Genomic DNA, 23,978 nt, shown 5'->3' with positions numbered 1-23,978 from the left:
GATGCAGTTGTGATGAAACAGCCATTTTGTGGAGCGGTTCTCAACACAGTGCAACTGCCTGTTTTACGTGCGTTTTATTGTGTGAACAAAAAATGAACAGCGTGGCTTTTGGTCCGCAGCGTAGAGCGCTACAGGGTCTGTAACGAATTCATCAACAGAGTTATCCACAGGTTGGGGTGCGACAATTTCGCCCTTTAATCGCGCTCGGCGAGCACCATCAAGTTGCGCGGCGTTAATGCCGGGTCGCAAAAGCTGCCGACCTCAACCCTGTAGCCACGTTCGCTGAGAAACAGTGCCCGATCCAGCACCAGCCATAACTCCAGCGGGCGCCTAAACAGACCACGCACCAACTCCAGGTTCCTGACCTCGGCCAAGCGCTGCCAACCATGGGCCTCCAACGCCGCCCAGTCTTGTTCGCTTGTGGATAACCCTTTGAGGCGTGCCAGTTCGCGGCAGTAGTCAGCGAAGGGTTTGTCCAGCCAGTGGGTGGGCAGGGACGGGGTAGGCAGGTACTCGTCGCAGCCGCGTAACAGGCGTTGCAATTGATCGAAGCCGAGGCGCCGGGCCATGGAGGTGTCCCGTTGCAGGCGCACGCGTTTGCCGGCGGTGACGGTTTCGCTGAGGGGCAGGCCGAGGTCGTCGACCGACAACAGCAAGGTGGAAGCGCGGCCCGCGTCGGACAGCGGCTGGTAGGTATTCCCCTGGATGCGGTTATAGCAGCACGGCGCCAGTGCCAGTTGCTTGCAGCCGGCGGCGCTGGCCACTTGCAGCAGGCGTACATGCAGGTCGCCGCAGGCATGCAGGGCCACGGGGGTGTGTTCGGCGCTTATGGCTACATCCGCCATCACGTCTTGCAGACGATGGGTGACGGGCAGGCCGTGGTGCTCGCTCAAGGCTTGGCCCGAAGCGATCAAGGCCGGGTCGTATTCCAGGCAGGTCAGCTGCTGGCCTGTGTGCAGCAGGCGGCGGCCAAGGTGGCCTTTGCCGGCGCACCAGTCCAACCAATGCCGGGGTGTTTGCGCAAACTGCAGCGCCGCGCCGAAGGCTTCGATCTGTTGCCATTTGCGGCCGGGCACATCGACCTTCAGGCGGTGCGCGGCGGGTTGCAAGGGCTGCGTTGGTAACTTATCCACAGCGCTGAGTTGCAGCGCCTGCGATGCTAACTGTGGAAAAGGTGCGGGGGCGAGCAGGCCATGGGGCTGGTTGTGATTGGCTTCGGCATCGGCCAACGAGCGTTGGCGCAGCCACTGGGCCAGTTCGGGGTGTTCGTTTTCCCAAGGCAACTGGCGCTGAGTAAAGGGCCGTGGTCGCCACAGCCCTTGATGCTCGATCAGAAACGCATCCAGCGCCCGGAAGCGCGCTTCAACGTCCCTGGCAGGCATCGACGCGCAGCCAGCGTTCCAGCAGTTTGAAGCCGCGTACCAGCAGGAACGAGATCAATAGGTAGAACACACCGGCGGTGAAGAACATTTCCACCGTCAGGTAGTTGCGCGCAATGATCGTGCGGGCCATGCCGGTCAGTTCCAGCAGGGTCACGGTGCTCGCCAGTGAACTGGCCTTGAGCATCAGGATCACTTCGTTGCTATAGGCCGGCAAACCGATGCGCGCCGCGCGGGGCAGGATGATATAGAACAGCGTTTTGGGCTTGGACATGCCCAGCGCTCGGGCTGCTTCAATTTCCCCAGGTGGAATGGCCTGGATGGCGCCGCGCAGGATCTCGGCGATATAGGCTGCGGTGTGCAGTGTCATGGTGGCGGTGGCACACCAGAACGGGTCGCGCAGGTACTTCCACATGAAGCTTGAGCGGATGCTGTCGAATTGGGCCAGGCCGTAATAGACCAGAAACAACTGCACCAGCAGCGGCGTGCCACGGAAGAAAAAGATGTAGGCGTAGGGCAGTGAGCGCACATACCAGCGCTTGGATGAGCGCGCGATACCCAGCGGGATGGCCAGGATCAAACCGAGGATCACGGCAATGCTCACCAGTTCCAGGGTCAGGATGGCGCCCTGGATAAACTTCGGCAGCCACTTGATGATGACTTCCCATTCCATTACGTCGTCCTCACGAAGCCGCGGGCGGCGCGTTTTTCCAGGAAGTGCATAGCCACCATCGACAGTGAGGTCAGGCCCAGATAAATGAACGCGGCGACCAGGTAGAAGGTGAAAGGCTGTTTGGTGACGGTTACGGCGATCTGCGCGTGGCGCATGATTTCTTCGAGACCGATGACCGTGACCAGCGCGGTGTCCTTCATCAGGATCAGGAACAGATTGCCCAGCCCCGGCAGGGCGATGCGCCACATCTGCGGCATGATCAAGCGGGTAAAGATCCGGAACTTCGACAGGCCCAGTGCCACACCTGCTTCGCGGTGGCCCTTGGGGATGGAGATGATTGCGCCGCGCAGTACTTCGGTGGCGTAGGCACCGAAACACAGCCCCAGCGCAATGACGCCGGCGGCGAAGGCGCTGAGGGACAGGTCGGGAATGTCGAGCAACTCACCCAGTGAGCGCATGGCGTTGATCGTGCCGAAGTAAATCAGCAACACCCACAGCAGTTCCGGCACGCCGCGAACGATTGTCGAGTAGGTACCGCCCAGCCATTGCAGCGGCTTGTACGGTGAAGTCTTGGCCAAGGCACCGGCGAGGCCGAGTACCAGCCCCAGGCATAACGCCGTGAGCGCCAGTTTGACGGTCATCAGCGCGCCGGCGGCGAGCGCGGGGCCGAATCCGTAGAGATCGAAATTCATGGTGTTTTCATATCGCGGCAGGCATTGCTGGAAGCCGACGCGCTCAAGTGAGCGCGTCGGGCAGACCGTTCAGGTCATTCGATGCTGAACGGGAAGTACTTGTCGTTGATCTTCTTGTAGGTGCCGTCTGCCTTGATCTCTGCCAGGGCTTTGTTCAGGCGCTCGCGCAGTGGGTCGCCCTTGCGCACGGCGATACCGATCTTGTCGCTTTCTACAACCGGGTCGCCCTTGAACTCGTAGGCGGAACCGTCTTTGCTCTTGAGCCATTCGTACTGCACGTACTTGTCGGCGAGGATGCCGTCGAGGCGGCCGGACGTCAGGTCGAGGTAGGCGTTTTCCTGGGTGTCGTACAGCTTGGCTTCGGTGTCCGGCAGCTTGTCTTCCAGATAGGTACCGGCCAGGGTTGCACGCTGTGCACCGATGACTTTGCCCTTCAGGTACTCGGCGTCAGTTTTGAAGTCCGCAGTGGCTTTAGGTGCGATGAACTGCAGCTTGTTGGAGTAGTACGGGTCAGTGAAGTCGACGGCTTGCTTGCGTTCATCGGTGATGGACAGTGAGGACACCAGGAAGTCGAACTTCTTGGCGTTCAGGGCCGGGATAATGCCGTCCCAGTCGGACACATACACTTCGCACTTTTCGACTTTCATCTTGGCGCACAGGGCGTCGCCGATGTCTTTGTCGAAGCCGACGACGTTGCCGCTGGCGTCTTTATTGTTGAAAGGTGGGTAAGCCGCTTCGATCCCCATCTTCAAGGTTTCTGCCATGGCCGTGGCGCTGAACGCCATCGATACGGCCGCGGCCAGAAGGAATTTTTTATAGTTCTGCATGCATGTTGCTCCGTTAGCGGTTGCTGGACATGAATTGTTTGCAGCGCGCCGAAAGCGGGTTTTCAAACACCTGCTGTGGCGATCCTTGCTCTTCGATCAGGCCTTGGTGGAGGAACACCACTTCACTGGACACTTGGCGGGCGAAGCCCATTTCATGGGTGACCAGCAGCATGGTGCGACCCTCTTCGGCCAGCGCGCGGATCACATTAAGTACTTCCTGAACCATTTCCGGGTCAAGGGCAGAAGTGGGTTCGTCGAACAGGATGACTTTGGGCTGCATCGCCAGGGTACGCGCGATGGCTGCCCGTTGTTGCTGGCCGCCGGACAATTGCGCGGGGTAGGCGTGGCGCTTGTCGGCGATGCCGACCTTGTCCAGCAGGGCCTCGGCCACTTCTATTGCCTCGGCCTTGCTCTGGCCGAGCACACGGCGGGGGGCCTCGATGATGTTGTCGAGGATGCTCATGTGTGGCCACAGGTTAAAGTTTTGAAATACAAAACCGATTTCGCTGCGCAACCGGTTGATCTGCTTGCCGTCGGCGGCCATCAGTTCGCCGTTTTTCGCGGCCTTGAGCTTGAGTTCTTCGCCGGCCACCAGGATCTGGCCCTGGTGTGGGTTTTCCAGGAGGTTGATGCAGCGTAGGAACGTGGACTTGCCGGAACCGGAGGAACCCAGGATCGAGATCACATCGCCGTCGCGAGCGGTCAGCGAGATACCTTTGAGTACCTCCAGCTCACCATAGCGTTTGTGCAAGTTGCGGATTTCAAGCGCGGGCGTGGCCTCGGCCATGTGCGGTCCTCATTGTGTTCATTGCATTCCTGCTGTTGGGCCGCCTTCCTGGCGAGGCGCCAAGCTAGCATAGCGTCTTGATGGCAGCCAACAGCGTGGCCGGCGGTAAATGGGGCGTGTGCGGCAGGGTGTCGCATCGGCACAGCAGCGTGTCGCGCCCTCAACAACCGAACAACCGTTTGAACCCGATAAACCGCAGGCTTTGCGTAAAAAAGGGCGCGATGGTGCCAGCTTTGGCCGGGTGTTGGAAGGGTTAAACGGGCAAACGGTACCCATCGGCCCCTTTATGGCGCGTCACGTACTTTTTGTGTGTGTTTTTGGTGCGCTTGTTCGTCTTGAATGTGAGTCGCACGGTAACGCTATAGCGGAATGCCATTGTTCTCAATGACTTGCGACGACTGTCGAATCGTCCTACAGCCCGCGTCAATTGCGACTTCGTAACATTTTGGCGCAAATCTTGCGTAAAAAATAAAGAACGCCCTGTTGGTTTCTTTTCACGAAGAAGACACCAGGCCGGGTGGACCGTTTTCGCAATTCCTCGCAAAGGTGTGTCAATGAGTAGTACGCAAAGCTCCAATGACCTCGAACAGGGGCTCAAACCGCGTCACGTCACCATGCTGTCGATTGCCGGCGTTATTGGTGCCGGTTTGTTTGTTGGCTCCGGCCACGCGATTGCTGCCGCCGGCCCGGCCGTACTGCTGGCGTATGCCGCTGCGGGTACGCTGGTGGTATTGGTGATGCGCATGCTGGCCGAAATGGCCGTTGCCTCGCCGGACACCGGTTCGTTTTCCACCTACGCCGACCGTGCGATTGGTCACTGGGCCGGTTTCACCATTGGCTGGCTGTACTGGTGGTTCTGGGTGCTGGTGATTCCGTTGGAAGCCAACGCTGCTGCGACCATCCTCCACGCTTGGTTCCCTGATGTGGCCATCTGGGCCTTTACGCTGATCATCACGTTGCTGCTGACCGCGACCAATCTGTTCAGCGTGAAGAACTACGGTGAGTTCGAGTTTTGGTTTGCGCTGATCAAAGTCGTAGCGATCGTGGGTTTTGTGATCCTCGGCTTGGCGGCGATTTTCGGCTTCCTGCCGACCAGCCAGGTCAGCGGCGTTTCGCACCTGTTCGACACCCAAGGCTTTATGCCCAACGGCATGGGCGCAGTACTGGCGGCCATCCTTACCACCATGTTCTCGTTCATGGGTACCGAGATCGTCACTATCGCCGCGGCGGAATCGAAGAACCCAGGCCAGCAAATCACCAAGGCCACCAACTCGGTGATCTGGCGGATTGGTTTGTTCTACCTGTTGTCGATTTTCATCGTCGTGTCCCTGGTGCCGTGGAACGATCCGACACTGGCGGCGGTAGGTTCCTACCAGACCGTGCTGGAACGCATGGGCATCCCGAATGCCAAGCTGATCGTCGATCTTGTGGTGCTGGTTGCCGTGACGAGCTGCCTGAACTCGGCGCTGTACACCGCGTCGCGCATGCTGTTCTCCCTGGGCCGTCGCGGTGACGCCCCGGCAGTGGCCAAGCGCACTAATAAGAGCGGCACGCCTTACTGGGCTGTGTTGCTGTCTACTGGTGCTGCGTTCCTGGCGGTCTTTGCCAACTATGTGGCACCGGCAGCGGTGTTCGAATTCCTGCTGGCCAGCTCCGGCGCCATCGCGTTGCTGGTGTACCTCGTCATCGCCGTGTCGCAACTGCGCATGCGTCAGAAGCGTACGGCGGCGGGCGAGAAAATCGTCTTCAAGATGTGGCTGTTCCCTGGCCTGACCTACGCGGTGATGGTGTTTATTGTGGGGACGCTGACGATCATGCTGTTCCAGGAAGCGCACCGGGTCGAGATTATCGCGACCGGCGTTCTAAGCTTGCTGGTAGTGGCGGCGGGGTTGTTTGTGTCGAGCCGTCGCAAGGCGCAGAGAGCAGGCGCTGCGGTGCTTAACTGACCGCAGTCCCCATGTGGGAGGGGGCTTGCCCCCGATAGCGGTGCGTCAGTCGACATCTAATTGACTGAAAACACGCTGTCGGGGGCAAGCCCCCTCTTACATTTTGTTTTGCGTCAGTCCTGGGAAGTCACCAGCGCCTGGGATGCGGCGACGTAATCCGCCTGGAACTGCGGCGACTCGACCCACGCCAGTGCGGCGGCTTCATCGTCGCTGTCCGTGGCCCACTGCCGATATTCGATCAGCGCTGCCAGGATGAAGTCGGTGGCTTCTTCTTCACCTTCCTGTTCCAGCACCAGCGCCAGCAGCGGGTGGGCCAGGAATGCCGCGCACAACGCCTGTTGGCTGGTCTCGCCAGCGACGCGCATCTCCTCAAACAGCTCAGTCAAATCGACCGACTCTAGGTCAATGCGACTGTCATCGCCTGCAAACGCATCCGGCTTGGTCGCTACGGCGCGCTGAGTGCGGTTTTGCTTAGCCTTGGTCTTTGCCCGCTGGGCACGTTTTTGCTGCTTGTTCGGCGAAGCCATGGGCTCGACATCCTAAGGTTCTGGATCTGGGTGGGGTATTGAAGCGCAGGTTGGAGGAAATCCCAAGGGCATCCTCAGAATTGGCTGCGTTGGCGCGTCGTTACGTTCATGGCTTCTGCGGTTGTTGTGATCGGGCAGCACGGGTCGACCCTGCGCCAGTAGGCGCATAAGCTGGTGCCTTCGCAATTTTCTCGAGCGCCTTCATGTCCCGCGACACCCTCGAACACAACCAGATCCCAATCTACTTTGTCGCCATCCTGCTGGCTGCCGTCGTCGGCCTGTTCGCGCCCCAATCCGCCCACAACCTCAACGTATTGATCACCCCCGTCATCGCAGTGCTTATGTACGCGATGTTCCTGCAAATCCCCTTTCTGGACTTGCGCGAGGGCTTGAGTCACAAGCGCTTCCTGTCGGCGTTGTTGTTGGCCAATTTCATTCTGGTGCCGCTGCTGGTGTGGGCATTGACCCGTGGCCTGGTGGAGCGCCCGGCGTTGCTAGTGGGCGCGTTGTTGGTGTTGCTGACGCCGTGCATCGATTATGTGGTGGTGTTTACCCATATCGGCAAAGGCGATTCGCGGTTGATGCTGGCGGCGACGCCGGTGCTGTTGTTACTGCAGCTGGCGCTGTTGCCGGTGTACCTGGGGTTTATGCTGGGCGCGCAGTCCGAAGTAGTGGTTGCGGTGGGACCGTTTGTTCAAGCCTTTGTAGAGTTGATCGTGGTGCCGATGGTGCTGGCGGTGCTCACGACGTCCCTGGCGCGGCGCTACGCAATTATCAATGCGTGGAATAACGCTTGGGCCTGGTTGCCGGTACCCGCCATGGCGCTGGTGCTGTTCGTGGTGATCGGCTCGCAAGTCACCTCGGTGGTGCGCGATATCGGCCTGTTGGTGCCAGTGATTCCGGTCTATCTGGGCTTTGTGCTGCTGGCGCCACTGATGGGGATGCTGGCGGCGCGGCTGTTCGCGCTGCCGGCGGTCACGGCGCGGGCGGTGACGTTCAGCGCATCCACGCGCAATTCGCTGGTGGTATTGCCCCTGGCGCTGGCCCTGCCTGAAGACGTACGGGGGTTGGCCGCCACGGCGGTGATCCTGCAGACCTTGGTCGAGTTGGTGGCTGAGTTGATCTACGTGCGCCTGATCCCATGGGCGGTGTGGCCCGCAGGTCGGTAGCTGGGTGAATGTTCAGGTCTGTTCAGGCGATGTTCAGGGGCGTGCTCGGCACCATAAGTCAGCGCTCCTCACCTGACAGGCCTACCGATGGATCAACGCAACCGTTTTCGCCTGGAATCCCTGGGCATTTTCCTGTTTGCCTTGCTGCTCTTTACCCTGGGGATCTGGGATCAACAGCCCCAGGGATTTGACGGACGTTGGGCGCTGTTCCTGCAAGAAATGTTTCGCCATGGTGCGAGCCTTTTTCCCACTACCTACGGTCAGCCCTACGCGGACTACCCTGGCACCGCTACCTTCTTCAGTTTTGTGTTTGCCCGGTTATTCGGTGCGCCCAATCACCTGGCGAACGTATTGCCCACCGCACTGGCGTCTGCTGGGGTGATTGCGCTGCTCTATCGCCTGCTGGTCCCTGCGAGTCGGCAGTGGGCGCTGCTCTCCGTTTTGTTGACCCTGCTCACCACTCAACTGCTGGAAAAGTCTCGTTCGGTTTGCCTGGATCAGATGGTGGCTTTGCTCTGCGTTGGCAGTTTCTACCTGCTGCACAGTGGCGAGCGCCTGGGCTCGCGATTGAGGCAGTTGGCGGTGTTCCCGCTGTTCATCTTCGGCTTCGCCATACGTGGGCCATTGGGGTTGATTGAGGTCTGCGGCGTGGTGTGTGTGTATTGGGCGCTTGGTAATCCGGGGCAACGGGTCAGGCAGGTGCTGATTCACGGCCTGGTTGGTCTGGCGTTGTTGGCGGTCTGTTGGTGGCTGCTTATAAAGCTGGCGCGCATCAGTGGTGGTGATGGGTTCGCCGAAGAGGTGTTCAGGATGCAAGTGGGCGGGCGCCTGGATGAAAGTGGCGAGCCGTTCTATTTCTATCTTCAACTGAGTTTGTACCGTTACTTCCCTGTGGTGCCGTTGGCGCTGGCCACGCTGGTTGCGTTGCGTCATCGCTGGCGTGAACGGTTTGATGAGCCCGTGCAATTGGTTGTGCGGCTAGGCGCTTGCGGCCTGATGATTTTGATTGGGTTGTCGGTGCCGCACTTCAAACGCGCCTATTACATCCTGCCCATGGTGCCGATGTTTGCGGCTGTCGCGGCCTATGGGCTCCTCCAGGCGCAAGGCTGGCTTGGGGGCGTGCGTCGATGCTATGAGGGGCTTGTCGCGGCGCTACCGACGTTGTGTGTGGTTGTAGTATTTGTCTGTCGGCATGGGTGGCAAAAGCACGGTTACTGGCCAGACGTTTCGCTGCCGTTGTGGGTGGGCGTGCTGGTGGTGCTGCAAGTCGCTGCGTTGATCGCCTGGCGGCGTATTGCGCGGCTGGTGTCGCTCAGCTTGATTGCATTGGTGGCGCAGTGGTTGCTGCTGGTGGTCGTGGTGGAGCCGGCCAAGGACTTACAGTTCGATACCCGGCAGTTTGTCAGCCAGGTTGAAGCGCTGCGTGCCACGCGGCCGGGCCCGCTGGTGTTTATCGACCTCGGTCGGGATACCTGGGCGGTGCGTTACATGATGAACCTGGATCACGACGAGCAACCGGTGTTCATTGGTGGTCATGAGCTTGAACAATTAGCTCATGTGCATCGGCCAGTCTGGGTGGTCGTGGCGCGCAAGGAGGTCGCACTGCTGGCGGGGACGTCGCTGGAGCATCAGCCTCCCGACTTTGAAGGGCGGTTGAACGACAATCCGTTGCTGGTGTTCTTGTTGCAGTGAGTCAGCCGGTCAGCAAAAAGCCTGCATTCAGCAGGCTTTTTGTCGGATACGGTTTCCGCCTTCGATTACGCGGCTTCCAGCTGTGGGATCTGCATGCCGATCTTCGCCGACGCGAAGTTCATATCGCCACTGGCAATGGATTGAGCCTTGAAGCCTTGGCCGATGAGATCCTTGATGTAGAGCTTGTTGTAGATGAACGCAAAGACGATGTTGCTAAGGCCCATGGTCACCATCGCAATGACGAACTGGATCACGCCATATTTCACGTCGCCGCGAAACAGTGCCGGGAAGCAACCGAAAAAGAAGGTTGTCCACGAAAAACCGACTGGAGCTTCCTTCATCGCGCCCGTATTCGGGTTTTTGAAAATGATCGATGTGTATGCCATTTGTTTCTCCATGTGCCCGTATGAGTAAGCGATACGCTGGGCTGCGCATCGCCGGATGATGTGTCCTTGTGCCGCTGCGCTTGCGTGCGCTCCCTCACCGCTTGGGCGTGACCCTGGGCTGTGTTGAGGGTGGGGGAGAGAGGCTGCAGCGTGTAGAGGGAGGCTCGTGGGGATACAGGATCCGCCGTCGTTGCCTACTCCGATACTAGGTGGCATTGGCTGACGGGTTACAGGAGGGATGCATCCGCATACTGTTAATCGCCTACCTTGGCACATTTTGAATCATATCATAGCGCTACTAGTGCGCGGCGTAACGAAGAGGCGGGTTAGGAGGTTAAATCCTGGGCAACAAAAAACCCGCACTTGGCGGGTTTCTTGTGTATTTCAGATGACGTTTGCACCACCTGAAACTAATTAGTGGTGCCCAGAGACGGAATCGAACCGCCGACACGGGGATTTTCAATCCCCTGCTCTACCGACTGAGCTATCTGGGCAACGGGGCGCATTAAACTGGTTTTTCAGGGGGTCGTCAAGCAAGTTTTCAAAAAATATTTAATTATTACCGTCGCTTACGTGCCGACCCCGGTTTTTGATCAATTATTGAGCAGGTGGTACGTAGCCGTCGGCCTTGGCGTAATCCTCGCCGGAAAAGAACTTGTCCATCTCGCCCGCAAGGTATTTACGATCTTCTGCGTTCATCATGTTCAGGCGTTTTTCGTTGATCAGCAGGGTCTGGTGTTTAAGCCAGTCGCCCCAGGCTTTGGCAGAGACGTGATCGTAGATGTCCTGGCCCTTGGCACCTGGGTACGGAGGGCGCTCCAGGGCTGGCAGTTCTTCTTTGTACTTGCGGCACATTACGGTGCGGGTCATGACGACACTCCTGCGTTCAATACTTCAGCCGCGCGCTTCAGCAGTTTCTTTACCGGGGCGGCAAGGCCCAGGCGCGGCGGGGTGGCGAGGTTATACCAGAGCCAGTCGGCCTCGGCCACGTGATGGGCGGATTCCTCGACCTGGACCAGCCAGGGTTCGATAGCCAGTTGAAAGTGGCTGAACGTGTGGATCAGCCCTGGCAGTTCCTGGTGCTTGCCCAGTTCGAGTGCGTGTTGTGTGGCCAAGTGTTCGAGGTCTTGCAGGTCGTCCAACTCGGGCAGGCTCCACAAACCGCCCCACAAACCTGTGGAAGGGCGGCGGTAAAGCAGGATCGCGCCCTCGGCGTTGGCCAGCATCGGCATCAGCGTGCGCTTTTGCGGGACGGCCTTGCGCGGCTTGGGAATCGGGTAGCGTGTTTCAAGGCCGAGCATGTGGGCTTCGCAGCCCTTTTCCAGCGGACATAGCAGGCAGCTGGGCTTGCTGCGCGTGCACAGGGTGGCGCCCATGTCCATCATCGCCTGGGTGTAGGCGTTGACGCGATCATGGGGCGTGAAGCGCTCTGCAGTGGCCCACAACTGCTTGGCCACTTTCGGCTCGCCAGGGTAACCCTCTTGTGCAGTAAAGCGCGCCAGCACGCGCTTGACGTTGCCGTCGAGGATCGGTGCGCGCAGGCCCATGCTCAGGCTGGCGATTGCGCCGGCGGTGGACAGGCCGATGCCGGGCAGGTCAGTGAGCTTTTCGACATCCTTGGGAAATTCGCCGCCGTACTCGGCCACGATGATCTTCGCAGTCTTTTGCAGGTTGCGCGCCCGGGTGTAGTAGCCAAGGCCAGTCCACAGGTGCAGCACTTCATCTTCCGGTGCGGCGGCCAGAGCTTCGACCGTTGGCAAAGACGCCATAAAACGGTCGAAGTAATTGAGCACGGTGCTCACCTGAGTCTGTTGCAGCATGATCTCCGAGACCCATACCCGGTAAGGCGTGATGCCCTGTTGCCAGGGCAGGTCATGGCGACCGTGGCGGTCGTACCAGTCCAGCACCGCCTGTGAAAACTGCTCGTTTCTCATCGCTTGAACAGGCCCTTTAATGCATCTTTCAATTGCGGGTTTACCTTGTCGAGCTTCTCTTCCAGCTTCTCGCTGAGCTTGTTACCGGCCGCCTTGATCGCGACTTGGCTCAAGCCATCTTTATCCAGGCGGCACGCCTTGGCACCCAATTCCAGCGGGCCGCGGCAGCGCAGCGGTACTTCGATGTTGCGGAAGTTGGAGCCCACTTCGCAGGCCGGATCCGGCACTTCGCGCTGGTCGCCTTCGACGATGATGCCGACGCGGTAGTCCATGCCCAACACGCGCAGGTCGATGTCACCGTTGCCGTTGACGGCCAGGCCCGGAATGCGCACTTTCAGGTCAGGATTATTGGCCACGCCATTACGGAAGGTCAGGTTGCCCTTCATCTCTTGGAAAGGCGTGTCTTTGCCCCGCTGTTCGCCGCTCAGGGTCTTGCGATTGAGCATGGCGATGCCTGTACACAGCTGCTGTTCAAGGTTGGCATTGAGCAGCACACCGTTGTTGATCACAAAGCTGGCAGTGCCGTTGAGGCTGTCGATCAGCGCCTTTTGGCTATTGCCACGGCCGCTGAGGTTGCTGTCGAGGGTGACCTGGCCCTTCACGGGTGGGGTTTGCCCCTGGGCCTGCAGGATGCGTTCGACCGGCACCTGCTTGATCCGGCTTTGCAGTGCCAGCACTGGAATATCCTGGCGCACATCGAGTGTGCCGTTGGCTTGGAAGCTGCCGTTGTAGAGGCCGCCGCTCAGGGTGTCGAGCTTGAGTTGGCCGTCGATGCCGGACGCTTTGAGCACGGCATTCTGGATCGGCAATTTGCTCAAGGTCAGTTGGCCGAAGGCGAGATCAGCATCGACATCCAGTTTGCGCAGGTGCGCCAGAGGCAGCAGCTTGTCGGTGCTCCAGGCGCCTTTGGTAGGCGCATCCGGTAGCGGTGTGGTGCCGCCGGCAGCCATGGCGCCGGCTTCGCTGTTCTGCACTTCGGCTTGGCGGGCGGCGGTTGCGCCCTTGGCAGATTCGGACTTCGCCGGCAGGTAGTTGTCGGCGTTGAAGCTGTCGCCCTTGAGTTGCACGCGAAGCGACTGTTTGGCGAAATCGTCCACGGCGACGCGGCCGGTGAAGGTGCTGCCGTCGAGCTTCAGGTTCAGGTCTTCCAGGGCCAGGCTGGTTGGCGTGCCCTTGAGGCGGCTGACCAGTTCGACTTTGCTCAGGCTGCCCTCGGCCATCGGTGGCAGTGGGCTGCCGACGCTGTCGAGGAGCTTGGCCAAGTCGAACTGGGCGATGGACAGGGCGCCGCTGAGTTGTGGGGTCTTGTCCAGGTCATTGACCTTCAGCTCGCCCAAGGCGCGCAGTTGGTTGGCCGACAGTTTCAGGTTGGTCCATTCGGCAATGTTGGCCGCTTGGTCCACCAGCAACTGACCCTGGGTGGAGAAGGTCACGGTCTTGCCTTGCAGCGGCTCGCCAGTGGCTTCGCCGCTGATACGCATGTCTTCGAACTGGTAGCGCTTGAGGGCGCGCTGAATGCGCAGATTGCCGTTGAGCTCGGTCTTGACGCGCATTACCGGCTGGTTGCTGCCGAAGAAGGCGGTGAGCTTCACCGGAATGCTGGCGCCTTCGTGCACGGCACCGGCGCTCAACTGGATGCTCTCGGCGCTGAACTGCTTGCCGGTCTGCTCATCGTTGTATTCGATGCGGGCGTTGTTGACCGTCAGGCTGTCGATATCCAGGCGGATCGGCTGGGCCGGCTTCTCTGGCTTGGCTTCGGGTGACGGTTGCGCCGGGGGCGGCGTGGTGGGCGTATCGGTGGTGGCTACCGGTGCAGTCTTGCCGATGTCTTCCCAGTTGCCGTGACCCTGCTTGTCGCGGTTGAGGCGCAGGTTGAGGCCTTCGACACGCACGTCGCTCATCTGCACTTCGCGGCGCAGCAGCGGCAATACGCGTACTGACAGGCCGAGCATTTGAAGGTCGGCGAAGGGCTGGGTCGGGGTGGTCAGGGTCGCTACGCTGGCTTCGTGCAGTTCAAGGCCGAGCCAGGGGAACAGGCTCCAACCGATATCGCCATTGAGCGTCAGCTCGATGTGGGCCTTGTCGCGGGCAATCTGGCGAATCTCTTCTTTGTAGTCGTTGGGATCGAAAAGATGGGTCAGGGCGAAGCCCAGAGCCACAATGATCAGCAACAGCCCGAGAAGTACCAGACCCAGGATTTTGCCGAACGCTTTCATGGGCGAGTCCTTGTATGTCGATTTTAAAATTTAGCCGCAGAGTATAACGCCCGATGACCGGCGTCAGGTCACCGATCGTTACATTGTATCCGCGGGCCAGGTAGCGGGATTCTGGCGTCAAAAAAAGAGAATTTCCTGAAAAAAGTGATATCAGTTTGGCTTTTCCGTCATCCGCAGGTGCTAATCTCTGCGTGTTCGTCCGCCTTCTGCGACGTATCGTCGCGCCAAAATGGAGCTTCACTCATCAAAAACGGCCACGCTCTGCGTGCAAGGCCGAGGGAGAGAGCGCCTGACGGACGCATACTAATAACTGGGGGAAACACCAATGAGCACTAGCACTGCGGCCGGTTCTACCGCCGCACAGCCTGCGTTCCTGTCCAAGGAGCGCATCATCGCCAAGCCCGGGTTCAACCGCTGGCTGGTTCCACCGGCCGCCCTGGCCATCCATCTCTGCATCGGCATGGCCTATGGTTTTTCGGTGTTCTGGCTGCCGCTGTCCAAGGCGCTGGGTATCACCAAGCCCGTTGCCTGCGCGCCAGACATGAGCTTTATCGCCCAAGTCTTCTCGTCCCAATGCGACTGGCCCATCTCCATGCTGGGCTGGATCTACACCCTGTTCTTCATTTTCCTGGGCTGCTCGGCAGCGATCTGGGGCGGCTGGCTGGAACATGCCGGGCCGCGTAAGGCGGGTGTTGTATCGGCGTTGTGCTGGTGCGGCGGCCTGTTGATCTCGGCATTGGGTATTTACACCCACCAGATCTGGCTGATGTGGATCGGTTCCGGCGTCATTGGCGGCATCGGCTTGGGCCTGGGCTATATCTCGCCCGTGTCGACCTTGATCAAGTGGTTCCCGGACAAGCGTGGCATGGCCACCGGTATGGCGATCATGGGTTTCGGTGGCGGCGCGATGGTTGGTGCGCCCTTGGCGGCAGCGCTGATGGGTCACTTCGCTTCGCCGACCAGCGTGGGCGTCTGGCAGAGCTTCCTGGTGATGGCCGCGATCTACTTCGTGTTCATGATCGGCGGTGCGCTGTCTTATCGCGTGCCACCGACCGGCTGGAAGCCTGAGGGCTGGACCGCGCCGGCGAAAAAGGCCAGCAATGCGATGATCACCCACCGTCACGTGCATGTGAGCGTGGCGTGGAAAACCCCGCAATTCCGTCTGGTATGGCTGGTGTTGTGCCTGAACGTATCGGCCGGTATCGGTATCCTCGGCATGGCTTCGCCGCTGCTGCAGGAAGTGTTCGGTGGCAAGCTACTGGGTGTTGATGTGCCGTTCGGTCAACTGGATGCCGGGCAACTGGCGTCGATCGCCGCGATCGCCGCGGGTTTCACCGGTCTGTTGAGCTTGTTCAACATCGGCGGCCGGTTCTTCTGGGCGTCGTTCTCCGACTACCTGGGCCGTAAAAATACCTACTTCGTGTTCTTCGCCCTGGGCTTTGCCCTCTACGCGCTGATCCCGAACCTGGGGCACCTGGGCAACGTGGCGCTGTTCGTGGCCGCGTTCTGCATCATCCTGTCGATGTACGGCGGTGGTTTTGCCACCGTTCCGGCTTACCTGGCCGACCTGTTCGGCACCCAGATGGTCGGCGCGATCCACGGTCGCCTGCTGACCGCTTGGGCTGCTGCGGGCGTATTGGGCCCGGTGTTGGTGAACTACCTGCGTGAGTATCAACTGAGCATCGGCGTTGAACGCGCTGCGGCCTATGACATCACCTTGTACATCCTCGCCGGCCTGCTGGTGTTGGGCTTTATCTGCAACATGCTGGTACGTCCGGTGGCCGACAAGTACTTCATGACCGACGCCGAACTGGCTGCCGAACAGGCGCTAGGCCATGACAAGGGCGCGGATGCCACCACTTCCCTGGAGTGGAAAGCAGCCCCCGGTACGGTGCCATTGGCCATTGCGGCCTGGCTGGTGGTGGGTATTCCGTTGGCGTGGGGTGTTTGGGTGACCCTGCAGAAGACGGCGGTACTGTTCCACTAACACCGCAAAACCATTGTGGGAGGGGGCTTGCTCCCGATAGCGTTAGATCAGTCAGCCACTAGGCGACTGAGCCGCCGCCATCGGAAGCAAGCCCCCTTCCACATTGGCTGTGCAGAGTTTTCATAAGTGGATTCGCACTTGTATGCACATGTCTATCCCCGACACCCCCCGCTTCAACTCGTCAGTCTTATCCCCTTCGATGTTTCTGTTTAGCGCCCGCGCCCCTATAATGGCTGCCTTTTTCGCCCAATGATTTTGCGGAGCTGGTGATGGCCGAACGTAAGGCGTCCGTCGAGCGCGACACTCTGGAAACCCAGATCAAAGCCTCGATCAACCTGGATGGCACCGGAAAGGCCCGATTTGATATCGGTGTACCTTTTCTTGAGCACATGCTGGACCAGATCGCCCGTCACGGGCTGATCGACCTGGATATCGAAGGCAAGGGCGACCTGCACATCGACGACCACCACATGGTGGAAGACGTAGGCATCACCCTCGGCCAGGCATTTGCCAAGGCCATCGGCGACAAAAAAGGCATCCGTCGCTACGGTCACGCCTATGTCCCGCTGGACGAAGCGCTGTCGCGAGTGGTCATCGACTTCTCCGGCCGCCCAGGCTTGCAGATGCACGTGCCGTACACCCGTGCCAACGTGGGCCGCGGCTTCGACGTCGACCTGTTCCAGGAATTTTTCCAGGGTTTCGTCAACCACGCGCTCGTCAGCCTGCATATCGACAACTTGCGCGGCACCAACACCCACCACCAAATCGAAACCGTGTTCAAGGCTTTCGGCCGCGCGCTGCGCATGGCTGTAGAGTTGGATGACCGCATGGCCGGGCAAATGCCCTCGACCAAGGGCGTTCTGTAATGCAGACGGTCGCGGTTATCGATTACGGCATGGGTAACCTGCACTCGGTGGCCAAGGCCCTCGAACACGTAGGTGCCGGCAAGGTGCTGATCACCAGCGATGCCAACGTGATTCGCGAAGCTGACCGCGTGGTGTTCCCCGGTGTCGGCGCTATTCGCGATTGCATGGCCGAGATCCGCCGTCTGGGCTTTGACAGCCTGGTGCGCGAAGTCAGCCAGGATCGCCCGTTCCTCGGCATCTGCGTGGGCATGCAAGCCTTGCTCGACCGCAGTGAAGAGAACGACGGCGTCGACTGCATCGGCCTGTTCCCTGGCCAGGTGAAGTTCTTCGGCAAGGACCTGCACGAAGATGGCGCCCACCTGAAAGTGCCGCATATGGGCTGGAACGAAGTCAGTCAGACGGTGGATCACCCGCTCTGGCACGACATCCCGGACCTGGCGCGTTTCTATTTCGTGCACAGCTACTACATCGCCGCCGGTAAGCCGGGCCAGGTGGTGGGTGGCGGGCACTACGGCGTCGACTTCGCCGCAGCGTTGGCCGAAGGTTCGCGTTTTGCTGTGCAGTTCCACCCGGAGAAGAGCCATACCCATGGCCTGCAATTGCTGCAGAACTTCGCTGCGTGGGACGGGCGCTGGTAAATGGCCAGGAAGCCGAAGCTGCCGATCTTGAACCTCACGCCTGAGCAGGAGAGTGAGGCTACCCTCAAGATCAAACGCTTCATGGAAGATCGCTTCGAGCTCAAGCTGGGCTCGTTCGAGGTCGCCGAGATTCTTGAGCTGTTCACCACCGAAGTGGCTCCGCACTATTACAACAGGGCGATTTTCGATTCGCAGACGCTCCTTAAAGAAAGGTTCGAAAGCATCGAAAGCGACCTGTGGTCGCTTGAGAAACCCTGATTTCCCAAGCATTGCTGAATATCGAATAAGGTTTGCCAGATGCTGATTATCCCCGCTATCGATCTCAAGGACGGCGCCTGCGTACGTCTGCGCCAAGGCCGCATGGAAGACTCCACCGTGTTCTCCGATGACCCGGTGAGCATGGCTGCCAAATGGGTAGAAGGGGGCTGCCGTCGTCTGCATCTGGTGGACTTGAACGGCGCCTTCGAAGGCCAGCCGGTCAATGGTGAGGTGGTTACCGCCATCGCCAAGCGCTACCCGAATCTGCCGATCCAGATCGGCGGCGGTATCCGCTCCCTGGAAACCATTGAGCACTACGTCAAAGCTGGCGTGAGCTACGTGATCATCGGCACCAAGGCTGTGAAAGACCCGGCCTTCGTTGCTGAAGCCTGCCGCGCGTTCCCAGGCAAAGTTATCGTGGGTCTGGACGCTAAAGATGGCTTCGTCGCCACCGACGGCTGGGCTGAAATCAGCACCGTACAAGTCATCGACCTGGCCAAGCAGTTCGAAGCTGACGGCGTGTCCGCCATCGTTTATACCGACATCGCCAAAGACGGCATGATGCAGGGCTGCAACGTACCGTTCACGGCCGCGCTGGCTGCGGCGACGAAGATCCCGGTGATTGCTTCCGGCGGTATTCACAACCTGGGCGATATCAAGTCGCTGTTGGACGCCAAGGCGCCAGGGATCATCGGCGCCATCACCGGCCGCGCGATCTATGAAGGTACTCTGGACGTCGCCGAAGCCCAGGCTTACTGCGATGCCTACAACGGCTGAGGACTGACCATGGCGCTGGCCAAACGCATCATCCCTTGCCTGGACGTCGACAATGGTCGCGTGGTCAAGGGCGTCAAGTTCGAGAACATCCGTGATGCCGGCGATCCGGTGGAAATTGCCCGTCGCTACGATGAGCAAGGTGCCGATGAGATTACTTTTCTCGACATCACCGCCAGCGTTGATGGCCGCGACACCACGCTGCACACCGTCGAGCGCATGGCCAGCCAGGTGTTTATCCCGCTGACCGTGGGCGGCGGCGTGCGCACCGTGCAAGACATCCGCAACCTGCTCAATGCTGGCGCGGACAAGGTCTCGATCAACACCGCAGCGGTGTTCAACCCGGAGTTCGTCGGCGAAGCCGCGCAACATTTCGGCTCGCAATGCATCGTAGTGGCTATCGACGCCAAGAAAGTCTCCGGCCCGGGCGAAACCCCGCGCTGGGAGATCTTCACCCACGGCGGTCGCAAGCCGACTGGCCTGGATGCGGTGGAATGGGCGATGAAGATGGAAGGCCTGGGCGCTGGTGAGATCCTGCTGACCAGCATGGACCAGGACGGTATGAAAAACGGCTTCGACCTGGGCGTGACCCGTGCCATCAGCGACGCGCTGGGCATTCCGGTGATCGCTTCCGGCGGCGTCGGCAACCTGCAGCATCTGGCCGACGGCGTGATCGAAGGCCACGCCAGCGCAGTGCTGGCGGCGAGTATTTTCCACTTTGGCGAATACACCGTTCCTGAGGCCAAGGCCTATATGGCGGCGCGCGGTATCGTCGTTCGTTAAACGTTGCTGGACACCATGGCGGGCGCGCGGCACTCTCTGCGCTTGCCATGGATTCCGGTAGCCTTCATGTTCAAGACCCTCTTACTTGCCCTCGCCAGTTCGTCCCTGTTGTTAGTCGGTTCGGCCCATGCCGAGGAACCGTCCGACGCCTCCCTGGTGTTGCTGACGGAAAACTTCCCGCCGTACAACATGGCGAAAAACGGCAAGAACTTCGCCAAGGAAGAAAACATCGAAGGCATCGCCGTGGATATCGTGCGCGAAACCTTCAAGCGTGCGGGCATTTCCTACAACCTCACCCTGCGTTTTCCTTGGGAGCGAATCTACAAGCTCGCCCTGGAAAAACCCGGCTATGGCGTATTCGTAATGGCACGTTTGCCGGCTCGCGAAGCGCTGTTCAAGTGGGTCGGCCCCATTGGCCCGGATGATTGGGTGCTGCTGGCCAAGTCGGACAGCAAGATCCAGCTTGCCGAACTTGAGCAAGCGCGGCGCTACAAGATCGGCGCCTATAAAGGCGATGCCATCGCCGAGACCCTGGAGAAACAGGGCCTCAACCCGATCGTAGTGCTGCGTGACCAGGACAATGCGCAAAAGCTCGTGGATGGCCAGATCGACTTGTGGGCTACCGGCGACCCGGCCGGGCGTTACCTGGCACGCCAAGTTGGGGTGACCGGGCTCAAGACCGTGCTGCGATTCAACAGCGCCCAGCTCTACCTCGCGTTGAACAAGGATGTGCCGGACGACTTGGTAGCCAAGCTTCAGGCCGCGCTGGACCAGTTGCGTAAAGACGGCGTCGTCGACGAGATCACGGCGAAGTATCTGTAAAAGACCCGAAATTCTGTAGGCGCTGGCTTGCCAGCTCTTACTGGGGATCGTTGCGGAGTTTCTAGCGGTAAACCCCGTCCTTCCCGTGTCCAGCCATGGCTTGATTGCTGCGCACGCTGATCATCAGCTTAATATCAATCCACTCGATGCCCTGTGCCTTGAGCTTGGGCAGCTCGCGCTCCAGCACTGCCAGGGTTTGTGGGTAAGGGTGGCCGATCATCACGGCCGAGCCTTGTTTGTGGGCCAGCTTGATTGCGGTTTGCAACTGTGTGGTGATCGCCGCTTCGGTGCGTTCATCGTCCAGGAACACGTCCCGCGAAACACTCGCCAGACCGATCTTCTGTGCCTCGGCGGCTGCCACGGTCTGCGCGCTGGTACGGCTGTCGACAAAGAACTTGTTGCGCCGCTGCAGCTCGGCCATCAACCAGGCCATTGCCGCAGGTTGAGCCGTCATGCGGCTGCCCATATGGTTGTTGATGCCGGCGGTGTAGGGCACGGCGTCGAACGCGGCGTCCAGGCGTTTGGCGAGTTCTTCGATAGGCAGCTCAGGGTGCCAGGCGAACGGGCCGGTGGCCGGGTCCATGGGCATGTGCAGGATCACGATCTTGCCGGCCTTGTGGGCTTCGCGGGCGAATTCTGCAGCGTGGGGGGTGTCGGGCATGATCGCGGTGGTCACCGGCCCAGGCAGGGCCAGCACGCGGCGATCCCGAGGCAGGTTTTGCCCCAGGTCGTCGATGATCAGTGTCAGATAGGCTTTGTGAGGTTCGCCTGTGGGAGTCGCTTGGGCGACTCCCACCAGGCTGCACAGCAGAGCAAGGATCAGGGCAAATCGCATATCAACGGCTGCGCGTGATGCTCAGCCCCTTGAGCAGGCTCAGCGCCTGAGCCAGTTGATAGTCGTCGTCCTGTGGCATCGGCTTGGCTTTCTTGCTGCTGCCGGTCGGCTGGTCGGCACCGCCGTTGCCATTGCCCAGGTGACCTTGCAGGTCTGCCTCTTTGTAGTACTCGCTGTCGATCTCGTTAGTGATCTTGGCCTTGCGCACTTCGATGTCCGGTACGATGCCCTGGGCCTGGATGGAGCGGCCGTTCGGCGTGTAGTACAGCGCAGTGGTGATCTTCAATGCGCGATCGTTGTTCAGCGGTAACACGGTCTGCACCGAGCCTTTGCCGAAGCTGGTGGTGCCCATCAGCACGCCGCGTTTCTGGTCCTGCAGGGCGCCGGCGACGATTTCCGAAGCCGAGGCGCTGCCGCCGTTGATCAGCACGGCCAGTGGCACGTTCTCGCTGAGGTCGTTGCCGGTGGCCGAGAAGCGCAGCTCGGAGTTGGCGATACGGCCCTTGGTGTAGACGATCAGACCTTTGGTAATGAAGTGGTCGACCACTTCCACCGCCGACTGCAGCACGCCGCCTGGGTTGTTGCGCAGGTCGAGCACGATGCCGCTGAGTTTCTTGCCGTTGTCCTTGCGCAACTTGGCCAGTGCCTTGGCCACTTCGTCGCCGGTCTTGACCTGGAATTGGGTGATGCGGATGTAACCGTAGCCCGACTCCAGCAGCTGACTCTTCACGCTCTTGACCACGATGGTCGCGCGGGTGAGTGTCACGTCGAACGGGTTGCCACCGTCGCGTACCAGGGTCAGGGTGATTTTCTGGCCGATCTTGCCGCGCATCTTGTCCACGGCTTCGGTCATGGTCTGGCCACGGGTCGGCTGGCCGTTGATCTTGACGATAAAGTCACCCGCCTGGATGCCGGCCTTGGACGCCGGGGTGTCGTCGATTGGCGACACCACCTTGATGTTGCCGTCTTCGGCGCCGACTTCAATGCCCAGTCCACCGAATTCACCGCTGGTGCTTTCCTGCAGTTCGGCGAAATCTTCAGGGCCCAGATAGGCGGAGTGCGGGTCGAGGTTGCTGAGCATGCCCTTGATGGCATTCTCCAGCAGAGTCTTGTCGTCTACGGGTTCGACATAGGCTGCCTTGATGCGGTCCATGACCTCGGCAAAGGTGCGCAACTCGTCCAGCGGCAACGGGGCCTTGGTGGTCGCGGCCGTGGCAGCAGGTGCAGCCGGAGCGGCCTGGTCGGCGAAAGCCAGAGGCGCGCCGATCACCAAGGCGATCGTCAGGGCCAGCGAAGTGAGGCGGGACAAATGCAGCATGTCGAACGAACTCCTAATGTAGATGCGGCCCTATCCTTGGGAACGGCACCATTGTGCGGGATCGCTCGGGCGACCCTGCTGACGAATAGCGAAGTACAGCGCCGGGGTGTCCTGGCCACCACTGTTACCGACAGTGGAGATGGATTCACCGGCTTTTACAACATCACCTGCCGACTTGAGTAACGTCTGATTGTGGCCGTAAAGGCTCAAATAGCCATTACCGTGGTCAAGAATCACCAACAAACCGGCGCCCCGCAGCCAATCGGCAAACACCACGCGCCCGCCGTGAACGGCGTGGACCTGGCTGCCGGCGGAGGCGCTGATCATCACCCCATCCCACTTGGCGCGGGTGTCGTCGCCACGGGTTTCACCGAAGCGTGCCAGTAGTCGACCATCAACAGGCCATGGAAGTTTTCCTCGTGCTGAAGCAAAAGGGCCGCCGAAGGACTCGCCGGCACTGGAAACCAACGGGCCAGGCGCTGCATGTGCCGGTTTACGTGGCGCCGGAGCGTCAGTGGTGGCTGCCAGTTCGGCCTCACGCTGGCGCTTTTTTTCGGCTTCCTGCTGGGCGATCAGCGCTTTCTGGCGCGCTTCTTCGGCCTCACGTGCCTGGCGCGCCAGGGTTTCTTCGATGGTCTTGAGCACTTTGGCCAGGTCGGCTTGGTCTTGCTCGCGGGCCTGGAGCTTGGCGTCGCGGGCTTTCACGTCGTCATTGAGCTTGGCCAGGGCCAGCTGGCGCTCCTTGCGGACCTTGTCCAGCTCATCGCGCTGGGTGTCGAGGGCGCTTTTCTGGTCTTCCAACTGCGACTGCTGGTTGGCGATTTCCTGTTCGACGTTGACCAACTGGCGCAGAGTCTCGTTGAAGCTTTTCAATTGCTCCAGGCGGGCTTTGCTCAGGTAGTCGTAGTAGGTCAGGGTGCGCGCGAATTTCTCAGGGTTCTGCTGGTTGAGCAGCAGCTTGAGGTATTCCTGGCGGCCACTCTGGTAGGCGGCGCGGGCCTGGATCGCGATCAGGCGTTGCTGTTCAACGCGTGCGCTCTGGAGTTTTTTTTTCTCAGCGTCGAGTCGCTCCAGTTCCGACTCGCTCTTCTTTAATTCTTTTTGCAGCTCCTGGACTTGCTTCTCTAGCTTGCCCATTTCGGTTTCCGTGCCGCGCAGGTCTTTCTGCACCCCGGATTTTTCTTCCTGGAGCTTGCCGAGCAGTTTTTTCAGCTCGGTAATGTCCTGACGCGTAGCGTCCAACTGTTGTTGGGTTTGTGCGCGCTCATCGGCAAACGCCGGTTGGAGCAGGCAGACAAAAGCAAGGGTAATCAAGGCGCGAAGCATAGAGGCGGGCGACACCAGGGAAAGGGACGGCCTAGTATGCCCGCCAAGCGCTGCAAAAAAAACGCCCAATTGGGGCTGGCGGGCAAGATAGGCGCCGAGTGGCGGTGGTATGGCAAAAAGACATCTTCCAAACACGGGAGATC

23 protein-coding genes and 1 tRNA gene are annotated in these 23,978 nt (G+C 60.0%); 10 read left to right on the top strand and 14 right to left on the bottom strand.

The window, feature by feature from the left end:
- Positions 1-194: 194 nt before the first annotated feature.
- The 5 genes from CKW32_RS23830 to CKW32_RS23810 form a co-directional block, all read right to left on the bottom strand.
- Entirely contained in the window at positions 195-1,382 is a 1,188-nt protein-coding gene (locus CKW32_RS23830; protein ID WP_095186163.1) for a methyltransferase, read from the bottom strand.
- A complete protein-coding gene (locus CKW32_RS23825; RefSeq protein WP_032890091.1) occupies positions 1,363-2,052 on the bottom strand; it encodes an ABC transporter permease in 690 nt (229 codons plus the stop codon). The genes CKW32_RS23830 and CKW32_RS23825 overlap by 20 nt, the downstream gene beginning before the upstream one ends.
- Positions 2,052-2,744, bottom strand: coding sequence for an ABC transporter permease (locus CKW32_RS23820; RefSeq protein ID WP_032890094.1), 693 nt, complete (start codon positions 2,742-2,744; stop codon positions 2,052-2,054). Before CKW32_RS23820 ends, CKW32_RS23825 begins: the two co-directional genes overlap by 1 nt.
- A gap of 74 nt (positions 2,745-2,818) precedes the next feature.
- Positions 2,819-3,571 (bottom strand): ABC transporter substrate-binding protein, encoded by a 753-nt coding sequence (locus CKW32_RS23815; protein ID WP_095186162.1) that lies wholly within the window; start codon positions 3,569-3,571, stop codon positions 2,819-2,821.
- A gap of 13 nt (positions 3,572-3,584) precedes the next feature.
- Entirely contained in the window at positions 3,585-4,358 is a 774-nt protein-coding gene (locus CKW32_RS23810; protein WP_065925764.1) for an ABC transporter ATP-binding protein, read from the bottom strand.
- A 554-nt stretch (positions 4,359-4,912) separates the two neighbouring features.
- Between CKW32_RS23810 and gabP the strand changes: the two genes are divergently transcribed.
- On the top strand, positions 4,913-6,304 hold the full coding sequence (gene gabP, locus CKW32_RS23805; RefSeq protein WP_095186161.1) for a GABA permease: 1,392 nt from the start codon (positions 4,913-4,915) through the stop codon (positions 6,302-6,304).
- A gap of 113 nt (positions 6,305-6,417) precedes the next feature.
- Here the strand turns inward: gabP and CKW32_RS23800 are convergent, their stop codons facing one another.
- A complete protein-coding gene (locus CKW32_RS23800; RefSeq protein ID WP_032890101.1) occupies positions 6,418-6,831 on the bottom strand; it encodes a hypothetical protein in 414 nt (137 codons plus the stop codon).
- Positions 6,832-7,034: 203 nt separating this feature from the next.
- On the opposite strand from CKW32_RS23800, the gene CKW32_RS23795 reads away from it, so the two are divergent.
- Together CKW32_RS23795 and CKW32_RS23790 are read left to right on the top strand one after the other, a co-directional pair.
- A complete protein-coding gene (locus CKW32_RS23795; protein ID WP_095186160.1) occupies positions 7,035-8,000 on the top strand; it encodes an arsenic resistance protein in 966 nt (321 codons plus the stop codon).
- Positions 8,001-8,087: 87 nt separating this feature from the next.
- On the top strand, positions 8,088-9,692 hold the full coding sequence (locus CKW32_RS23790) for a glycosyltransferase family 39 protein (protein WP_095186159.1): 1,605 nt from the start codon (positions 8,088-8,090) through the stop codon (positions 9,690-9,692).
- A gap of 65 nt (positions 9,693-9,757) precedes the next feature.
- On the opposite strand, the gene CKW32_RS23785 is transcribed toward CKW32_RS23790, so the two are convergent.
- The 5 genes from CKW32_RS23785 to CKW32_RS23765 form a co-directional block, all read right to left on the bottom strand.
- Positions 9,758-10,078 (bottom strand): hypothetical protein, encoded by a 321-nt coding sequence (locus tag CKW32_RS23785; RefSeq protein ID WP_095186158.1) that lies wholly within the window; start codon positions 10,076-10,078, stop codon positions 9,758-9,760.
- Positions 10,079-10,496: 418 nt separating this feature from the next.
- Positions 10,497-10,572: transfer RNA gene (locus CKW32_RS23780), tRNA-Phe, on the bottom strand.
- Between the two features lie 103 nt (positions 10,573-10,675).
- Positions 10,676-10,948 (bottom strand): oxidative damage protection protein, encoded by a 273-nt coding sequence (locus tag CKW32_RS23775; RefSeq protein WP_095186157.1) that lies wholly within the window; start codon positions 10,946-10,948, stop codon positions 10,676-10,678.
- The gene (mutY, locus tag CKW32_RS23770; RefSeq protein WP_095186156.1) at positions 10,945-12,012 is read right to left on the bottom strand and encodes an A/G-specific adenine glycosylase; all 1,068 of its coding nucleotides are present in this window, start codon (positions 12,010-12,012) and stop codon (positions 10,945-10,947) included. The genes CKW32_RS23775 and mutY overlap by 4 nt, the downstream gene beginning before the upstream one ends.
- Positions 12,009-14,228: an AsmA family protein gene (locus CKW32_RS23765; RefSeq protein WP_095186155.1), complete on the bottom strand. Its 2,220-nt coding sequence runs from the start codon at positions 14,226-14,228 to the stop codon at positions 12,009-12,011. Before CKW32_RS23765 ends, mutY begins: the two co-directional genes overlap by 4 nt.
- Positions 14,229-14,553: 325 nt before the next feature.
- Between CKW32_RS23765 and CKW32_RS23760 the strand changes: the two genes are divergently transcribed.
- From CKW32_RS23760 to CKW32_RS23730, 7 genes are all read left to right on the top strand, one after another.
- Positions 14,554-16,215: an OFA family MFS transporter gene (locus tag CKW32_RS23760; protein ID WP_032890119.1), complete on the top strand. Its 1,662-nt coding sequence runs from the start codon at positions 14,554-14,556 to the stop codon at positions 16,213-16,215.
- A 269-nt stretch (positions 16,216-16,484) separates the two neighbouring features.
- Positions 16,485-17,081 (top strand): imidazoleglycerol-phosphate dehydratase HisB, encoded by a 597-nt coding sequence (gene hisB / locus CKW32_RS23755; RefSeq protein ID WP_028615365.1) that lies wholly within the window; start codon positions 16,485-16,487, stop codon positions 17,079-17,081.
- Entirely contained in the window at positions 17,081-17,719 is a 639-nt protein-coding gene (gene hisH, locus CKW32_RS23750) for an imidazole glycerol phosphate synthase subunit HisH (RefSeq protein WP_032890121.1), read from the top strand. Before hisB ends, hisH begins: the two co-directional genes overlap by 1 nt.
- Complete coding sequence (locus tag CKW32_RS23745; protein ID WP_032890124.1) at positions 17,720-17,977, top strand: DUF2164 domain-containing protein; 258 nt, start codon at positions 17,720-17,722, stop codon at positions 17,975-17,977.
- A 39-nt stretch (positions 17,978-18,016) separates the two neighbouring features.
- Positions 18,017-18,754, top strand: coding sequence for a 1-(5-phosphoribosyl)-5-[(5-phosphoribosylamino)methylideneamino]imidazole-4-carboxamide isomerase (gene hisA / locus CKW32_RS23740; RefSeq protein WP_003187784.1), 738 nt, complete (start codon positions 18,017-18,019; stop codon positions 18,752-18,754).
- 9 nt (positions 18,755-18,763) lie between these two features.
- Complete coding sequence (hisF, locus tag CKW32_RS23735) at positions 18,764-19,534, top strand: imidazole glycerol phosphate synthase subunit HisF (RefSeq protein ID WP_003171107.1); 771 nt, start codon at positions 18,764-18,766, stop codon at positions 19,532-19,534.
- Positions 19,535-19,600: 66 nt separating this feature from the next.
- Positions 19,601-20,356 carry an ABC transporter substrate-binding protein gene (locus tag CKW32_RS23730; protein WP_032890125.1) on the top strand — a complete coding sequence of 252 codons (756 nt, stop codon included), beginning with the start codon at positions 19,601-19,603 and terminating at the stop codon, positions 20,354-20,356.
- 61 nt (positions 20,357-20,417) lie between these two features.
- Here CKW32_RS23730 and CKW32_RS23725 read toward each other — a convergent pair whose 3' ends face one another.
- The 3 genes from CKW32_RS23725 to CKW32_RS23715 are packed head-to-tail and all read right to left on the bottom strand — an operon-like array spanning position 20,418 to position 23,835.
- Positions 20,418-21,191 (bottom strand): divergent polysaccharide deacetylase family protein, encoded by a 774-nt coding sequence (locus tag CKW32_RS23725; protein WP_095186154.1) that lies wholly within the window; start codon positions 21,189-21,191, stop codon positions 20,418-20,420.
- Between the two features lies 1 nt (position 21,192).
- On the bottom strand, positions 21,193-22,509 hold the full coding sequence (locus tag CKW32_RS23720) for a S41 family peptidase (RefSeq protein WP_027605074.1): 1,317 nt from the start codon (positions 22,507-22,509) through the stop codon (positions 21,193-21,195).
- Between the two features lie 30 nt (positions 22,510-22,539).
- A complete protein-coding gene (locus CKW32_RS23715) occupies positions 22,540-23,835 on the bottom strand; it encodes a murein hydrolase activator EnvC (RefSeq protein WP_095186153.1) in 1,296 nt (431 codons plus the stop codon).
- Between the last annotated feature and the right edge of the window lie 143 nt (positions 23,836-23,978).

The organism is Pseudomonas sp. Irchel 3H9, from assembly GCF_900187495.1.
GTDB classification, from domain to species: Bacteria; Pseudomonadota; Gammaproteobacteria; order Pseudomonadales; family Pseudomonadaceae; genus Aquipseudomonas; species Aquipseudomonas sivasensis.
The sequence above is the reverse complement of the archived record's forward strand: the minus strand, read 5'-3'. Positions and strand labels throughout refer to the sequence as shown.

Excerpts from the sequence above, each read along its gene's own strand:
- hisH (WP_032890121.1), top strand. The coding sequence starts at position 17,081 with ATGCAGACGGTCGCGGTTATCGATTACGGCATGGGTAACCTGCACTCG.
- CKW32_RS23790 (WP_095186159.1), top strand. The coding sequence starts at position 8,088 with ATGGATCAACGCAACCGTTTTCGCCTGGAATCCCTGGGCATTTTCCTG.
- hisF (WP_003171107.1), top strand. The coding sequence starts at position 18,764 with ATGGCGCTGGCCAAACGCATCATCCCTTGCCTGGACGTCGACAATGGT.
- CKW32_RS23830 (WP_095186163.1), bottom strand. The coding sequence starts at position 1,382 with ATGCCTGCCAGGGACGTTGAAGCGCGCTTCCGGGCGCTGGATGCGTTT.
- CKW32_RS23820 (WP_032890094.1), bottom strand. The coding sequence starts at position 2,744 with ATGAATTTCGATCTCTACGGATTCGGCCCCGCGCTCGCCGCCGGCGCG.
- CKW32_RS23725 (WP_095186154.1), bottom strand. The coding sequence starts at position 21,191 with ATGCGATTTGCCCTGATCCTTGCTCTGCTGTGCAGCCTGGTGGGAGTC.
- CKW32_RS23810 (WP_065925764.1), bottom strand. The coding sequence starts at position 4,358 with ATGGCCGAGGCCACGCCCGCGCTTGAAATCCGCAACTTGCACAAACGC.
- CKW32_RS23765 (WP_095186155.1), bottom strand. The coding sequence starts at position 14,228 with ATGAAAGCGTTCGGCAAAATCCTGGGTCTGGTACTTCTCGGGCTGTTG.
- CKW32_RS23730 (WP_032890125.1), top strand. The coding sequence starts at position 19,601 with ATGTTCAAGACCCTCTTACTTGCCCTCGCCAGTTCGTCCCTGTTGTTA.
- CKW32_RS23815 (WP_095186162.1), bottom strand. The coding sequence starts at position 3,571 with ATGCAGAACTATAAAAAATTCCTTCTGGCCGCGGCCGTATCGATGGCG.
- mutY (WP_095186156.1), bottom strand. The coding sequence starts at position 12,012 with ATGAGAAACGAGCAGTTTTCACAGGCGGTGCTGGACTGGTACGACCGC.
- CKW32_RS23795 (WP_095186160.1), top strand. The coding sequence starts at position 7,035 with ATGTCCCGCGACACCCTCGAACACAACCAGATCCCAATCTACTTTGTC.
- gabP (WP_095186161.1), top strand. The coding sequence starts at position 4,913 with ATGAGTAGTACGCAAAGCTCCAATGACCTCGAACAGGGGCTCAAACCG.
- CKW32_RS23825 (WP_032890091.1), bottom strand. The coding sequence starts at position 2,052 with ATGGAATGGGAAGTCATCATCAAGTGGCTGCCGAAGTTTATCCAGGGC.
- CKW32_RS23720 (WP_027605074.1), bottom strand. The coding sequence starts at position 22,509 with ATGCTGCATTTGTCCCGCCTCACTTCGCTGGCCCTGACGATCGCCTTG.
- hisB (WP_028615365.1), top strand. The coding sequence starts at position 16,485 with ATGGCCGAACGTAAGGCGTCCGTCGAGCGCGACACTCTGGAAACCCAG.
- CKW32_RS23800 (WP_032890101.1), bottom strand. The coding sequence starts at position 6,831 with ATGGCTTCGCCGAACAAGCAGCAAAAACGTGCCCAGCGGGCAAAGACC.
- CKW32_RS23760 (WP_032890119.1), top strand. The coding sequence starts at position 14,554 with ATGAGCACTAGCACTGCGGCCGGTTCTACCGCCGCACAGCCTGCGTTC.
- hisA (WP_003187784.1), top strand. The coding sequence starts at position 18,017 with ATGCTGATTATCCCCGCTATCGATCTCAAGGACGGCGCCTGCGTACGT.
- CKW32_RS23715 (WP_095186153.1), bottom strand. The coding sequence starts at position 23,835 with ATGCTTCGCGCCTTGATTACCCTTGCTTTTGTCTGCCTGCTCCAACCG.
- CKW32_RS23785 (WP_095186158.1), bottom strand. The coding sequence starts at position 10,078 with ATGGCATACACATCGATCATTTTCAAAAACCCGAATACGGGCGCGATG.
- CKW32_RS23745 (WP_032890124.1), top strand. The coding sequence starts at position 17,720 with ATGGCCAGGAAGCCGAAGCTGCCGATCTTGAACCTCACGCCTGAGCAG.
- CKW32_RS23775 (WP_095186157.1), bottom strand. The coding sequence starts at position 10,948 with ATGACCCGCACCGTAATGTGCCGCAAGTACAAAGAAGAACTGCCAGCC.